The 14,731-nt window shown below is 62.4% G+C and carries 12 protein-coding genes, 1 tRNA gene and 2 rRNA genes (1 of these 15 only partly in view); 10 read left to right on the plus strand and 5 right to left on the minus strand.

Translation table 11 applies throughout. The features are described 5' to 3' along the window. From IYY11_RS09325 to IYY11_RS09340, 4 genes are all read left to right on the plus strand, one after another. Nucleotides 1-2,150, plus strand: a 23S ribosomal RNA gene (locus IYY11_RS09325) (it extends 672 nt beyond the left edge of the window). A 75-nt stretch (nt 2,151-2,225) separates the two neighbouring features. Then, nucleotides 2,226-2,341: ribosomal RNA gene (gene rrf / locus IYY11_RS09330) — 5S ribosomal RNA — on the plus strand. Nucleotides 2,342-2,459: 118 nt separating this feature from the next. Further along, nucleotides 2,460-2,536: transfer RNA gene (locus tag IYY11_RS09335), tRNA-Met, on the plus strand. A 161-nt stretch (nt 2,537-2,697) separates the two neighbouring features. Next, nucleotides 2,698-3,216: a DUF421 domain-containing protein gene (locus IYY11_RS09340; RefSeq protein ID WP_196403604.1), complete on the plus strand. Its 519-nt coding sequence runs from the start codon at nt 2,698-2,700 to the stop codon at nt 3,214-3,216. A gap of 41 nt (nt 3,217-3,257) precedes the next feature. Here IYY11_RS09340 and IYY11_RS09345 read toward each other — a convergent pair whose 3' ends face one another. Next, nucleotides 3,258-3,620, minus strand: a complete 363-nt coding sequence (locus tag IYY11_RS09345) for a DUF983 domain-containing protein (protein WP_196403605.1) — start codon at nt 3,618-3,620, stop codon at nt 3,258-3,260. Between the two features lie 212 nt (nt 3,621-3,832). Here IYY11_RS09345 and IYY11_RS09350 point away from each other — a divergent pair, with 212 nt between their 5' ends. Continuing rightward, nucleotides 3,833-6,097 (plus strand): ComEC/Rec2 family competence protein, encoded by a 2,265-nt coding sequence (locus IYY11_RS09350; protein ID WP_196403606.1) that lies wholly within the window; start codon nt 3,833-3,835, stop codon nt 6,095-6,097. A gap of 23 nt (nt 6,098-6,120) precedes the next feature. On the opposite strand, the gene lexA is transcribed toward IYY11_RS09350, so the two are convergent. Continuing rightward, a complete protein-coding gene (gene lexA / locus IYY11_RS09355) occupies nt 6,121-6,831 on the minus strand; it encodes a transcriptional repressor LexA (RefSeq protein ID WP_026222932.1) in 711 nt (236 codons plus the stop codon). Between the two features lie 218 nt (nt 6,832-7,049). Here lexA and gltX point away from each other — a divergent pair, with 218 nt between their 5' ends. The 4 genes from gltX (at nt 7,050) to IYY11_RS09375 (ending at nt 12,037) form a co-directional block, all read left to right on the plus strand. After that, on the plus strand, nt 7,050-8,474 hold the full coding sequence (gene gltX, locus IYY11_RS09360) for a glutamate--tRNA ligase (RefSeq protein ID WP_196403607.1): 1,425 nt from the start codon (nt 7,050-7,052) through the stop codon (nt 8,472-8,474). Between the two features lie 310 nt (nt 8,475-8,784). Further along, a complete protein-coding gene (locus IYY11_RS09365) occupies nt 8,785-10,071 on the plus strand; it encodes a citrate synthase (protein WP_196403608.1) in 1,287 nt (428 codons plus the stop codon). Nucleotides 10,072-10,226: 155 nt separating this feature from the next. Then, nucleotides 10,227-11,735 carry a YcjX family protein gene (locus IYY11_RS09370; RefSeq protein ID WP_196403609.1) on the plus strand — a complete coding sequence of 503 codons (1,509 nt, stop codon included), beginning with the start codon at nt 10,227-10,229 and terminating at the stop codon, nt 11,733-11,735. Nucleotides 11,736-11,809: 74 nt separating this feature from the next. Beyond that, nucleotides 11,810-12,037: a dodecin gene (locus IYY11_RS09375; RefSeq protein WP_196400418.1), complete on the plus strand. Its 228-nt coding sequence runs from the start codon at nt 11,810-11,812 to the stop codon at nt 12,035-12,037. A 33-nt stretch (nt 12,038-12,070) separates the two neighbouring features. On the opposite strand, the gene IYY11_RS09380 is transcribed toward IYY11_RS09375, so the two are convergent. Beyond that, nucleotides 12,071-12,463 carry a hypothetical protein gene (locus IYY11_RS09380; protein ID WP_196403610.1) on the minus strand — a complete coding sequence of 131 codons (393 nt, stop codon included), beginning with the start codon at nt 12,461-12,463 and terminating at the stop codon, nt 12,071-12,073. A gap of 241 nt (nt 12,464-12,704) precedes the next feature. On the opposite strand from IYY11_RS09380, the gene rplS reads away from it, so the two are divergent. Beyond that, nucleotides 12,705-13,091: a 50S ribosomal protein L19 gene (gene rplS, locus IYY11_RS09385; protein ID WP_196400416.1), complete on the plus strand. Its 387-nt coding sequence runs from the start codon at nt 12,705-12,707 to the stop codon at nt 13,089-13,091. Nucleotides 13,092-13,147: 56 nt separating this feature from the next. Here rplS and IYY11_RS09390 read toward each other — a convergent pair whose 3' ends face one another. Then, nucleotides 13,148-13,561: a VOC family protein gene (locus tag IYY11_RS09390; RefSeq protein ID WP_029650032.1), complete on the minus strand. Its 414-nt coding sequence runs from the start codon at nt 13,559-13,561 to the stop codon at nt 13,148-13,150. Then, on the minus strand, nt 13,561-14,562 hold the full coding sequence (locus tag IYY11_RS09395) for a small ribosomal subunit Rsm22 family protein (RefSeq protein WP_196403611.1): 1,002 nt from the start codon (nt 14,560-14,562) through the stop codon (nt 13,561-13,563). The genes IYY11_RS09390 and IYY11_RS09395 overlap by 1 nt, the downstream gene beginning before the upstream one ends. Between the last annotated feature and the right edge of the window lie 169 nt (nt 14,563-14,731).

Consider the following 14,731-nt stretch of genomic DNA (forward strand, 5'->3'; position numbering starts at 1 on the left):
GATAGGCGTAGGCGCAGCGAAAGCGAGTCTGAATAGGGCGTTCAGTTCGTTGCTTTAGACCCGAATCCGAGTGATCTAGCCATGAGCAGGTTGAAGGTGCGGTAACACGCACTGGAGGACCGAACCGGTGTCTGTTGAAATAGACTCGGATGACTTGTGGTTAGGGGTGAAAGGCCAACCAAACTCGGGAATAGCTGGTTCTCCGCGAAAGCTATTTAGGTAGCGCCTCGCATGTATTCTCCAGGGGGTAGAGCACTGGATGGGCTAGGGGGTCCCACAGACTTACCAAACCCAACCAAACTCCGAATACCTGGAAGAACTATGCGGGAGACACACAGTGGGTGCTAACGTCCATTGTGGAGAGGGAAACAACCCAGACCAACAGCTAAGGCCCCAAATTCGTGGCTAAGTGGGAAAGGATGTAAGAATCCCAAAACAACCAGGAGGTTGGCTTAGAAGCAGCCATCCTTTAAAGAAAGCGTAACAGCTCACTGGTCTAAATAAGGGTTCTCGCGCCGAAGATGTAACGGGGCTCAAGCCACGAGCCGAAGCTTTGGGTTTGCCCGCAAGGGCAAGCGGTAGCGGAGCGTTCCGTAATCCGTCGAAGGGATAGCCGTGAGGCGTCCTGGAGGTATCGGAAGTGCGAATGCTGACATGAGTAACGACAAACACTGTGAAAGACAGTGTCGCCGAAAGTCCAAGGGTTCCTGCGTAAAGTTAATCTTCGCAGGGTTAGCCGGCCCCTAAGGCGAGGCCGAAAGGCGTAGTCGATGGGAACCACGTTAATATTCGTGGGCCAGCAGGTGGTGACGCGTTGCGGAAGCTGTTCGAGATTACTGGATTTCTCGGGCGGCCTAGCGGCGCCAGGAAATAGCCCCTGCATGAGACCGTACCCGAAACCGACACAGGTGGACAGGTAGAGTATACCAAGGCGCTTGAGAGAATGACGTTGAAGGAACTCGGCAATCTACCTCCGTAACTTCGGGATAAGGAGGCCTTCCGTTCGCGCAAGCGGGCGGGAGGGGCACAGACCAGGGGGTGGCAACTGTTTAACAAAAACACAGGGCTCTGCGAAATCGCAAGATGACGTATAGGGTCTGACGCCTGCCCGGTGCCGGAAGGTTAAGAGGAGGAGTGCAAGCTCTGAATTGAAGCCCCGGTAAACGGCGGCCGTAAATATAACGGTCCTAAGGTAGCGAAATTCCTTGTCGGGTAAGTTCCGACCTGCACGAATGGCGTAATGACTTCCCCGCTGTCTCCAACGTCAGCTCAGTGAAATTGAATTCCCCGTGAAGATGCGGGGTTCCTGCGGTCAGACGGAAAGACCCCGTGCACCTTTACTGTAACTTTGCATTGGCATTCGTGTCGGCATGTGTAGGATAGGTGGTAGGCTTTGAAGCATGGGCGCCAGCTCGTGTGGAGCCACCCTTGAAATACCACCCTTATCGTCATGGATGTCTAACCGCGCGCCGTCATCCGGCGCCGGGACAATGCATGGTAGGCAGTTTGACTGGGGCGGTCGCCTCCCAAAGAGTAACGGAGGCGCGCGATGGTGGGCTCAGACCGGTCGGAAATCGGTCGTCGAGTGCAATGGCATAAGCCTGCCTGACTGCGAGACAGACAAGTCGAGCAGAGACGAAAGTCGGTCATAGTGATCCGGTGGTCCCTCGTGGAAGGGCCATCGCTCAACGGATAAAAGGTACGCCGGGGATAACAGGCTGATAACCCCCAAGAGTCCATATCGACGGGGTTGTTTGGCACCTCGATGTCGGCTCATCACATCCTGGGGCTGGAGAAGGTCCCAAGGGTTCGGCTGTTCGCCGATTAAAGTGGTACGTGAGCTGGGTTCAGAACGTCGTGAGACAGTTCGGTCCCTATCTGCCGTGGGTGTAGGAGAATTGAGAGGATTTGTCCCTAGTACGAGAGGACCGGGATGAACATACCTCTGGTGGACCTGTTGTGGCGCCAGCCGCAGTGCAGGGTAGCTATGTATGGACGGGATAACCGCTGAATGCATCTAAGCGGGAAACCCACCTCAAAACGAGTTCTCCCTTGAGAGCCGTGGAAGACGACCACGTTGATAGGCCGGGTGTGGAAGTGCGGCAACGCATGGAGCTTACCGGTACTAATAGCTCGATTGGCTTGATCGCTCTCATTTATCGACGCCCATACTCGTATGGCGCGAATAGAAAGACCTCATTTGCTTCGAAGATGTGTTTCGCCGGCCTGGTGGCCTTCGGCGGAGCGATCAGACCCGATCCCATCCCGAACTCGGCCGTCAAACGCTTCTGCGCCAATGGTACTATGTCTCAAGACCTGGGAGAGTAGGTCGTCGCCAGGCCTGCGAAGCACATCAAATCCTCTTTATCGATCACCTTCTCAGCAGTGCTGCTTTCGCCGCGCTGCTTTTTTGTCTTCGCGCGTTATCTTAGCGCGTATCGTCGGCGTGTTTCTCTTGGCGCGGGGTGGAGCAGCCCGGTAGCTCGTCAGGCTCATAACCTGAAGGTCGTCAGTTCAAATCTGGCCCCCGCAACCAATCCAATTCCAAAAACCCCGGCTCTTGCAGCCGGGGTTTTTCTTTATGCGCTGATAGGCCTTTCCACATCCGCACACGGATCCGCCGCCGCAGAACGTCCCCGAATCAGGGAACGAACGCCAGTCCCAGCGGTTAGGCGCAGGGGCCTGCCGAGATTCTCCATGTTCTTTCACAGCCTCTACGACCTCGAGCGGATCGCGGTTATCGGCGTCCTCGCTTATATTACGTTGATCGTCATGCTCAGGTTCACGGGCAAGCGCACGCTTTCGAAAATGAACGCATTCGATCTGATCGTCACGGTGGCGCTCGGGTCAACGCTGTCGGCCGCCATCCTCAACAATCAGGTGTCGCTTGTCGAATGCGCGCTCGCTTTGGCGCTGCTGTGCGCGCTGCAATATGTCGTCACTTTCACCTCAGTTCGCTCGCAGATGTTCGCCAAATTGGTGAAATCGGAGCCGGCGCTGCTTTATTTCGAAGGCAGCTTCCTTCCGGAGGCCTTACGGCGCGAGCGCGTCACCGAAAAGGAAGCGCTTGCGGCGATGCGCAGTCAGGGCGTCGCCGATCTCGGCCGCGTGAAAGCGGTCGTACTCGAAAATGACGGCAGTCTCAGCGTCGTGCAGGACAAGGGCGGGGGGCTCGACACTCTGCGGGATGTGAGCGGACTGGCGGAGCGCAAATAGCGTTCCTTGCCGCCTGAGAGAGTCTCGCTAAAAAATCAAAATCAGGCCTTCGGCTTCCTCGACAGCAGCCATAGCGCCGAGATGAAAAATCCCTTCGTGAGCGGGAGCAAGAGCAACACGAGCGCGATCGTTAGCGGCACAACGATCAGCATCTCGACGGCGTAGGAGTAACGGCCGCTGCTCTCCAATATGAAGAGAAGCGGCGCGACTGTAATCGTCACGGCGCCGACGGTCAGCCATGCCGGTCCGTCATCCGCATCGAGTTCCGCAAAGCTTTCGCGGCAGTGCGCGCAGTAATCGCGCGGCTTGAGGTAGCTCGCGAACAGCTTGCCTATGCCGCAGTTCGGGCATTTTCGCCTGAGTCCGCGAAATAAGGAGCTGGCGGGCGATGGATTGCTGTTCATTGACGAAACCGAATGACGGCGATCAACGCGCCACTGCGCGTTGACTGCGTTGCGAGTCCATCCCAAGCGTGGATCTCGCTCCTGATTTAAGGGGATAGGTTTTTGTGACGCCGCAAGCAACCGGGAATGGGAGCGGCGGTTCAGGGACGGTGCAAGACACGGAACGCGGTCGGCGCTAGGTTCTCTCCCGTATTGTGCGGGGCCGGACATTCTTGAACGATATTTCGCGCACGGCTGAACGGGAGGAACGCGGCGGCGATCTTTCATCGCGCGTCTTTCCGCTGCGTGTACGAGGATTGGCCGAGGCCTTGCGTACAGCGCTGGAGCAGGAGCGGGCGCTACGCCGTCCGTTTCTCTGGCTGGTCGTCGCGTCAGGCGGCGGCGTCGTGCTCTATTTCTCGGCCGAGCGTGAACCTTCGCTGGCGCTTTGCCTTTGCGCGCTCGCCGCCTTTGCCGTCTTGGCCGCGCTTACGCGCAGCCATACGCGGGCCCATGCGCTTTTCCTGACGCTCGCTTTCATCGCCCTCGGCTTTGCGTCGGGCGCCTGGCGGACGGCGCGCGTCGCGGCGCCGATCGTTCCGCGCGTCGGCATCGGTCAGCTGACGGGCTTCGTCGAGGAGGTGGATCTGCGCCGGGCCGGCGCGCGTTTTATTCTGCGCGTTGCGAGCGCCGAAGGCTATCCGGACGACATCGTCCCCTCCCGCGTGCGGCTGACGACGCGCGGCGAGCCGAATTTTTCAGCCGGCGACTTCATCGCCTTCAAGGCGCGGCTGATGCCGCCGGCGCGGGCGGCGCTCCCGGGCGGCTATGATTTCGCGCGGGACGCTTTTTTTGCGCGCATCGGCGCGGTCGGCAACGCGCTTGGACGCATCGAGACGATGCCGCCGCCCGATCCGGCGCCATTCTCGCTGCGTTTTTTCGCGCACGTCGATCGCATGCGCAACGCCTTGGCGATGCGGGTCTATCGAATCATTGACGGCGATGCGGGCGCGATCGCCGCCGCCATGGTGACGGGCAAGCGCGACTTGCTATCCGAGGACGCCAAGAATCTCATTCGCCGGGCGGGCATCTTTCACATCATCACCATTTCCGGCGTTCAGATGACGCTCGTCGCGGGCATCTTCTTCGTCGGCTTTCGGCGCCTGTTGGCGATGTCGCAGACTCTCGCGCTGAATTATCCGATCAAGAAATGGGCGGCGGCGCTCGCGATGCTCGGCGCCATTCTCTACGACATCGGCACGGGCTCTCGCGTCGGCACCGAGCGCGCGCTCGTGATGACTCTCATCATGCTCGCGGCGGTTCTCTTCGATCGTCCATCGCTGTCGATGCGCAATCTGGCGCTTGCCGCGCTGTTCATCATCGCCTTCGAGCCCGAGGCGTTGCTCGGCGCAAGCTTTCAGCTCTCTTTCGCGGCGGTGGCGGCCTTGATCGCCGTGTACGAATGGCGCGGCGAATATCTCGCGAAGCGCCGCACCGACGATCGCGCGCCGCGAGGGCGATGGGGCGCGCTTCGTGAAAGCGTCGCCGAGCGCCTGCTGCATGGACCCGGAGCGGCGATCTTCGCAACGCTGTGCGCGACCTCGGCGACCGCTTCATTCATGGCGTATGATTTTCACGAGCTAAGCCCCTATGTGCTGATCGGCAATCCGCTGACGCTGGCGATCATCGAATTCTTCGCCGTTCCCTGCGCGCTCGTCGGCGCCGCGCTTTACCCTCTGGGCCTCGACGGCTTCATCTGGCGCTATCTCAAGCTGGGCATCGACCTCGTGACCTATCTCGCCGGGCTGATCGCGAGCGCGCCCGGCGCGAGTCTGCCGGTCAAAGCCTTTGCGCCCTGGACGATCCTTTTCCTTTCGCTTGCGGTTTTGTCGCTCGTGCTATGGCGCACTTGGGCGTGGCGCGCGCTCGCCATTCCTCTCGCTTTGATCGGACTGATGGGCGCGAGGAGCGGCGCGCCGTTTGATCTGGCCGTGCCGGCGACCGGAGAATCGGCGGCGCTGCGCCTGCCGTCGGGACAGCTCGCCGTCTTGGGGCAAAAGCCGAGCGCTTTCGCCGCGGAACAGTGGCTGCGGGCGGACGGAGACGCGCGCCCGTCCGCGGACGCGAGGAGCGGCGTCGCCTGCGACGACACGGGGTGCGTGGCGAAGGCCGCCAATGGCCGCTTTGTCGCGCTCGTCGCCGGGCGCGGCGGCTTCTTCGAAGACTGCGCGCGCGCCGCGGTCATCGTGACGCCGCTCTACGCGCCCTTGGGCTGTGCGGCGCCGATCGTGATCGATCGCCACAGACTGTCCGAAACAGGGGCGGTGGCTTTGCGGTTCAAGGCGGAGGGCGTCGAATGGACGACCGCACGCGCGATCGACGAGGATCGGCCCTGGTCGCCGGCGCCGCGCAATCGCCGCGCATCCGGCTTTACCGCGCCGCTGAGCGATGAAGAGCGCAGCGCGGAAGATGCGCGCGCGATGGAGCCGCTGGAGTAGGGCGGCGCGCCTAGTCCGCGAAGCTAATATTTCCGCAGGAGGCTCACGAGCCTGCCTTGAATGCGCACGCGATCGGGGCCGAAGATTCGCGTCTCATAGGCGGGGTTGGCGGCCTCCAACGCGATCGAAGCGCCGCGCTTGCGCAGACGTTTCAGCGTCGCTTCCTCATCGTCGATCAGCGCCACGACGATGTCGCCGGTGTCGGCGCTGTCCTGCTTGCGGATGACGACCGTATCGCCGTCGAGGATTCCCGCTTCGATCATCGAATCGCCGCGCACTTCGAGCGCGAAGTGCTCGCCGCTCGAGAGCAGGTCGGGCGGTAGGCTGATGGTGTGGCTGCGATTCTGGATGGCGGAGATCGGCGTGCCGGCGGCGATGCGTCCCATGACCGGAATGGCGACCTGACGTTCGCCTTCGTCCTCGAAACGTTCGCTGAGCGGCCGCACGCGCCCGAGATTCCCCTCGATGACGGACGGCGAGAATTTGCCGTTGCGCCCGCCGGCGGTGCGCGGCGTGGCCGATTCAGGCAGACGCAGCACTTCCAGCGCGCGGGCGCGATTGGGCAGGCGGCGGATGAATCCGCGTTCCTCGAGCGCGAGAATCAGCCGATGAATCCCCGACTTCGACCGCAGGTCGAGCGCGTCCTTCATCTCGTCGAAGGACGGCGGCACGCCCGACTCCTTCAGACGTTCATGGATGAAGCGCAATAGATCGTTTTGTTTTTTGGTCAGCATCGCCGCACCGCCCCGCAAGCCGAATCGTTGATTTTGGCTGAGCCGCAGCTTCTGGCTCGATAACCTAAACAAATCATGAACAGAACGATATCGGTTCTCACTGCGTTCCGCAAGCCCTATGTTCACGCTTTGGTTAAACCATCATCGTGACGAACTATGTTCGCCTCGCGTATCCCGTGCTAGACGGGCCGACCAAAGCCAAGGAATTCACCTCGCTCATGTCTCAGGTCGTCACCCGCTTCGCTCCGTCGCCCACCGGCTTTCTGCACATCGGCGGGGCGCGCACGGCGCTGTTCAACTGGCTTTACGCCAAGAAGCACGGCGGCCGGATGATGCTGCGTATCGAAGACACCGACCGCGAGCGCTCCACGCAAGCGGCGATCGGCGCCATCATCGACGGCCTGCAGTGGCTCGGCCTCGAATGGGATGGCGACATCGTCTACCAATCCGCGCGGGCGGCGCGCCATGCCGAGGTCGCCGAAGCGTTGCTGGCGCGGGGACACGCCTATCGCTGCTACGCCACGGCGCAGGAGCTCGAGGAGATGCGCGAAAAGGCTAAGGCGGACAAGCGCCCCTGGCGCTACGACGGCCGTTGGCGCGATCGCGATCCCTCGGAGGCGCCCGCCGGCGCGCCCTATGTCGTGCGCATCAAGGCGCCCCAGGACGGCGAGACCATCGTCGAGGACGCCGTGCAGGGACGCGTCGTCTTCCAGAACAAGGATCTTGACGATTTCATTCTGCTGCGCTCGGACGGCGCGCCAACCTACATGCTTGCGGTCGTCGTCGACGATCACGACATGGGCGTCACGCAGATCATTCGCGGTGACGATCATCTCACCAATGCGGCGCGTCAGACGCATATCTATCAGGCGATGGGGTGGACGATCCCGGCCTTCGCGCATATTCCGCTGATTCACGGACCGGACGGCGCCAAGCTTTCGAAGCGCCACGGCGCGCTCGGCGTCGACGCCTACCGCGCGATGGGCTATCTGCCGGCCGCGCTGCGCAACTATCTCGTTCGATTGGGGTGGTCGCAGGGCGACAAGGAGTTCTTCACGACGCCGGAGATGGTCGAGTCGTTCGATCTCGCGCAGGTGCATCGCTCGCCGGCGCGTTTCGATTTCGCCAAGCTCGAAAATATGAACGGCCACTATCTGCGCGACAGCGATGATGACGAGCTGTTGGACTTGCTCATCGCGACGCTTCCCTATCTCGAAGGCGGCGGCGCGATCGCGCAGGCGCTCGACGACAGGTCGCGCGCGCAACTACGCGCCGCCTTGCCGGGCCTGAAGGCGCGTGCGAAGACCTTGAACGAACTTCTTGACGGCGCGGGCTTTCTCTTCGCGCAGCGTCCGCTGTCGCTCGACGCAAAGGCGGCGCAATTGCTTTCGGCGGAAGCGCGCGCGCGGCTTGCGCAGCTTGTCGAGAAACTTGCAGCGCTTCCGAACTGGACGGCCGCAACGACGGAAGCGGTCGTGCGCGATCTTGCGACAGCGCTTGGCGTCAAACTGGGCGATCTCGCACAGCCTTTGCGCGCCGCGCTCACCGGCCGCGCGACCTCGCCCGGCATTTTCGACGTGCTGGAAATTTTGGGGCGCGAGGAAAGTCTTGCGCGAATTTCCGATCAGGCGGCTATGGCGTAACCCGTATCGCCGCGGCGTTGGCGCGCGTAAAAATCGCTGACGCGATTTTCGGCGCCGCGCCGTTTTCCGCGCCACTGCGAAACACATCGCCCTTATTCGCGAGGCGTGCGCGAAACGCGTGACGCGCGCTTGACAGCCCTTGCGGTTGATATAGCTTTTTGCACCGCACAACAAACCGAATGCAACGCATCGGCGTGCGCGTGAAAGCGACGACATCGCGAATGTGACGCAATTCATGCATAGCGTTCGCGCGCGTCGCGCCGCGATCCGGCTCGTTGCGAGCGCGGGGGCGGTTGAGAGGGGAGCGGGTATGCCGGAGAAGAATGCTGTCTTCACAGTCGGCGACGGATCGGTCGATTTGCCGATCAAGGATGGCACGCTGGGGCCGTCCGTTGCGGACATCCGCAATCTCTACGCCGAAACCGGCATGTTCACCTTCGATCCGGGATTCACTGCGACCGCGTCATGCGAATCGAAGATCACCTTTATCGACGGCGAAGCCGGCGTTCTGCTCTATCGCGGCTATCCGATCGAACAGCTCGCCGAACATGGCGACTTTCTCGAAACCTGCTACCTGCTGCTCTATGGAGAATTGCCGTCCGGCGCCGAGAAGGCGAATTTCGACTATCGGATCACGCGCCACACAATGGTGCATGAGCAGATGGCGCGATTCTTCCAGGGGTTCCGCCGCGACGCGCATCCGATGGCGGTGATGGTCGCCTCCGTGGGCGCGCTCTCGGCCTTCTATCACGACTCGACCAACATCGCCGATCCCACCCAGCGCATGGTGGCGTCGACGCGCATGATCGCGAAGATCCCGACGCTCGCGGCGATGGCCTATAAATATTCGGTCGGCCAGCCGTTCGTTTATCCAAAGAACGACCTCGACTACACGTCGAACTTCCTGCGCATGTGCTTCGCGGTTCCCTGCGAGGAATATAAAGTCAATCCGGTGCTGTCGCGCGCGCTCGACCGGATCTTCATCCTGCATGCCGATCACGAACAGAACGCGTCGACCTCGACCGTTCGACTGTCCGGCTCGTCGGGGGCGAATCCTTTCGCCTGCATTGCGGCGGGCATCGCCTCGCTGTGGGGACCGGCGCATGGCGGCGCCAATGAAGCGGTGCTGAAAATGCTTGCCGAGATCGGCACGCCGGACCGCATTCCGCAGTTCATCGCGCGCGCCAAGGACAAGAACGATCCGTTCCGCCTCATGGGCTTTGGCCATCGCGTTTATAAAAACTACGACCCGCGCGCCAAGATCATGCAGCGCACGACGCGCGAAGTGTTGAACGAACTCGGCGTCAAGGACGATCTGCTCGACGTCGCGCTGGAGCTCGAGCGCATCGCCCTGCACGACGACTATTTCATCGAGAAGCAACTCTATCCCAACATCGACTTCTATTCCGGCATCACGCTCAAGGCGATGAATTTTCCGACGGCGATGTTCACCGTGTTGTTCGCGGTCGCGCGCACCGTCGGCTGGATCGCCCAGTGGAAGGAGATGATCGAGGACCAGGGTTCGCGCATCGGTCGTCCGCGTCAGCTCTATACGGGCGAGAAGCAGCGCGATTACGTGCCGATGTCGAAGCGGTGATGATGCGCGCCGTGCCGCGGTAGGAACTCGTCTCCATCCGGCGCGGAATCCTTCTGGCCAGTCTTCACCTTGGTTTGCAGCGCGACATGTTCTCACCAGCGTCTCTTGTAGGGACGCGACGTGATGCTATAGGTCGGCGGACCCGGAGCGCGCCCTTGTCGCAATTATCCGATCTGCTGTTCGAAACGCGCATCGCCACCGAGAGCGTCGCCGACTTTCTCGCCGGCGGCCGCCTGCGGCTTGGCGTCACCGGCCTGTCGCGCTCCGGCAAGACCGTGTTCATCACCGCTCTTGTGCATCATTTGACGCGCGCGATATCGGCGCGCCCGGAAAAAGCCGGCGAGAGCAAGACTCAGCTCCCGGTGTTTCGCGCGCTCGCCGAAGGCCGCATCACCTCGGCGCATCTCGATCCGCAGCCAGATTACAGCGTCCCGCGCTTCGCGTACGAGGAGCATCTCGCGGCGCTCACCGGGCTGGACCGGCATTGGCCGCAATCGACGCGGCGGATTTCCGAACTGCGAGTGACGCTGGAATATCGCTCGAAGGGCTGGTCGCTGCGCAAAGGCTTCGGCCAGGGTCCGACGCGTCTCGACATCGACATCGTCGATTATCCCGGCGAATGGCTGCTCGATCTGCCGCTCCTTGGCAAATCCTACGCGCAATGGTCTCACGAGACGCTCGACGCCGCGAGCGCCTCGGCGCGGGCGATGATCGCAAGCGAGTGGCGGGGCCTGACCGCGCAGACGGACGTCAAAGCGCGCTATAGCGAGGAAACCGCGCAGAAGCTGGCGCGGACGTTCACCCAATATCTGCGCCTTGCGCGCTCCGAGCGTTTCGCGCTCTCGAGCCTGCCGCCGGGACGGTTTCTGATGCCGGGCGATCTTGAGGGGTCGCCGGCGCTGACCTTCGCGCCGCTTCCCGTGTCGGAGGGCGAGGAGTTGCCCTATCGCAGCCTTGGGCGCGAAATGGAGCGCCGATACGAGGCCTACAAGTCGCAGGTCGTGCGGCCGTTCTTTCGGGATCATTTCGCCCGGCTCGATCGGCAGATCGTGCTCGTCGACACGCTTGCGGCGCTCAATTCCGGTCCAGAGGCGGTGCGCGACCTGGAGACCGCGCTGACCGGCGTCCTCACGGCTTTTCGCACCGGCCGCGCCAATCTGTTCTCCACGATCTTTCGGCCGAAGATCGACCGCATCCTCTTCGCGGCCACAAAGGCCGACCATCTGCATCACACGAGCCATGACCGGCTCGAAGCGATCCTGCGTCACCTGACCGCCCGCGCCATAGAGCGCGCGGAAGGCGTGGGCGCCTCGATCGACGTGATCGCGCTCGCCGCCGTTCGCGCCACCCGCGAAGCGATGGTGCGGCACGAGGGCGATAAGCTTTCGGCTATTGTCGGCACGCCTGTTGCTGGGGAGCGCATTGGCCACGAGACTTTCGACGGCGTGGCGGAAGGCGCGATTTTCCCCGGCGAGTTGCCGGCGGATCCGCGCGACGTGTTTAAAGGCGAGGCGCTGGCCGTTTCCGATGAAGAGGCTGACTTCCGCTTTCTCAAATTCAGGCCGCCGGCCGCGGCGCTGGGCGCCGACCAGAAGCCGCAGCCGTTGCCGCATATCAGGCTTGATCGCGCGATGGAGTTTCTTTTCGGCGATCGATTGAAGTAACGCCGCTGTCGGCGGCGAAGCCGCGCTACCTATCGAAGGCAAAGCGTTAGACAGCTGTATTGAGGGAGCTTCATATGGAAGGTCATGTCTATAAGGTCGTCGAACTCGTCGGGTCTTCGCCCGACAGCGTCGAGGACGCCGTGAGCGCCGCGCTCAAACGCGCCGGCGAAACCTTGCGCAACTTGCGTTGGTTCGAAGTCGTCCAGATTCGCGGCAACATCAGTAAGGGCGCGGTCAGCGATTATCAGGTGGTGCTGAAGGTCGGCTTCACGCTCGACCGCGAAGACGAGAGCATGGGATAAGCGGAAGCCGCTGAGGGCTTCCGCTCTGCCTCGCTAGGACATGAACCGTCCGGCGGCTTCTGGGCTTGGCGCTTGCGCGGCGTTCGACCAGAAGCGCGTGCCCGCATTGAGCATTTGCTGCGCGTCGGAGAACAGGCGGCGCGTGTCCTCCGTCGTCATCTCGATATGTTTGCTCGTCCAATTCTGAAGAACCGACGCGGTCTCCGAGAACGAGCGCGACGCCGTCAGCTTCGAGGCAAGTTCGGCGGTCAAGGCCGCTTCCTGCTGCATCCGCTCCATCAAGACCCGGTTGGCGTCTTGCAGACAGTCCCAGATCTCGGTGCGGGTCTCGGTGAGATCTTCCAGCCGCCGCCGGCCTTCAGAAGCAACTTCGGCCGCCGCGCCGGCTTGTGGCGCGCTTTCGTTGGGCTGTTCCTGCTGGGTCATGTCGCGTCTCTCCCTCTTCGTTGAAACGCCAGCTCCCCCGAGGCGACTATATATGGCCATCAGCGGAAATGTCTGTGACGATCACTCTTGCGCGCATTGCGAAAGCTTGACCGTTTCTGCCGACCCTCCGGCGGCTCGACAAGAGGCGCCCATTCAGCTATGGAGCGGGACTCAACTAGAACAGCGTTCCGAAACGCTCGTCGGCCTCAACGGCTAAGACGAAACGGCAGGAGTTTTCGTTATGAATATTATCGAGCAGCTCGAGGCGGAACATGCCGCCAAGCTTATCGAGGGCAAGAAAATCCCCGAGTTTCGGCCGGGAGATACGGTGATCGTCAACGTCAAGGTGAAGGAAGGCGAGCGCGCGCGCATTCAGGCCTATGAAGGCGTTGTGATCGCGCGCAACGGCGGCGGGCTGAACGAGAGCTTCACCGTCCGCAAGATTTCCTATGGCGAAGGCGTCGAGCGCGTCTTCCCGATCCATGGGCCGCTGATCGACTCGATCAAGCTCGTGCGCCGCGGCAAGGTGCGCCGCGCCAAGCTCTATTATCTGCGCGACCGCCGCGGCAAGTCCGCCCGCATCGCCGAGCGCATCGACACCAAGCCGAAGGCCGTCGCAGGCAAATAACGACAGTTTTCGCAGAATGCCGCCGTCCGCAGCCGCCCGGGTTTCGGGCGGCTTTTTTATTTCTCCAGCGGCGCGTTGAGGATCCAGCGGTGGCCGAACGGGTCGCGCAAGGAGGCGTAGCGCGTCCCCCAGAAAGAATTGGTTGGGGCCGTCTCGACCTTGCCGCCGAGCTTCGTGGCGCGCGCGCAGATGTCGTCGACCTCCTGCGCCTTGTCGTATTCGAGGCTGATGGAGACGGTCACGTGCTCGCCAGGCAGGGGCACGCGGGTCTGGCCAAATTCGGGGAAGATGTCGGCGAGCATCACCGAGCCGCCGTTGATCAGCAGTTCGCAGTGGGCGATGCGCAGTCCGTCGACCGACGGCATGAGGGCCCGCTGCTGGGCGCCGAAGGCGCCGGTGTAAAAAGCGATGGCTGCGGCGGCGGGGCTGACGGTCAGATAGGGCGCGACCCTCGGACGTGGCTGTTTCATCAAATTTCCTCCGCCGGGGCATGCAGCGGATCGCCCCAGTCTTTTTTCCTGATCTTTTCGTAGCGCGCCTTGTCGCGCTTGGGAATGAATGTCTCTTCGAATGCTTTATCGGCGCAGAGCCTTAGGGAAATTCCGGCCTTGCTGACGCGGGGCGGGGCGATGACGCGCGCCCGTGGCGGCGTTCCGGCGGATCGCCCCGCGACGAGGTAGGCGAACTTCTCGTCCTCGAAGGGCGCGTCGGCGCCTTTGACCAATTTATGCGCGCGCCGCCGTGGCAGCCGGACCGAGAAATGGCACCAGTCGTTCGCCGGCAAAGGGCAGGGCGCCTGGTGGGGACAGGGCGCGAGAATGTGCGCGCCGAGCGCAATCAGCCGGCTGCGGACGATCATCAGCCGGGCATGGTCGCGAGGCGTGCCCGGCTCGACGATCACGAGCGCGCCACTTGTGCGCGACCAAAGCTGATCGATGACGGCTGGGAGGTCGGCTTCGGCGATTTCCGTAAGCGCGTAGCCGATGACGACCAGGTCGAACGACGCGGCGTCCTCGCCCGCCCGTGGCGTGGCCATATCGGCGTGCTGCGCCGCGATCGTTGCGCGAAGTCCGCTGTCCTGCACCAGCGCCGTCGCGAGATTCAGGAACAGCGCGCTGCGGTCAAGGAGCGTGATCTCGGCGATGCTGGGCCACACAGTCGCCGCGGCGCAGGAGGCAGCGCCAAGGCCGCAGCCAACGTCGAGCATCCGCTTTGGCGCGAATTCGGGACTCTGCTCGTCGAGCCGTCCAAGCGCCGTCACGATAGCGGCGTAGGTCGCGGGCATGCGCGTCGCCGCATAGGCCAGGGCGTCCGTCTCGTCACGAATGGTTTCGCTGGTCGGCCTATGGGCTCGGTAGCGCTCCGACAACTGCCGGGCTCTGTCGCGCAGCATTCCTTGTGCGCGGCCCTCAAGCCTCGCCTCGATAGCCGCCGAAAGCGGCGCAGGAAGCTCTGGGGAGGGCAGGCTCATCGCTTATGGGCTCGGGGAGGGCTGGGCTTCGAACTCACTTCCATGCAGCTTGCGTTACGGGTAGAAGAGCCTCAATTCAAGGGAGACGAATAGAGGCGGCCAATTGCAGTCGGCCTCATGCTGAACAGGCCGGAGTGGTCTCGAAGCACGAGGGCGCCGCCCGTGATGT

Origin of the sequence: Methylocystis sp. H62 (assembly GCF_015709515.1) — a bacterium.
GTDB lineage: Bacteria > Pseudomonadota > Alphaproteobacteria > Rhizobiales > Beijerinckiaceae > Methylocystis.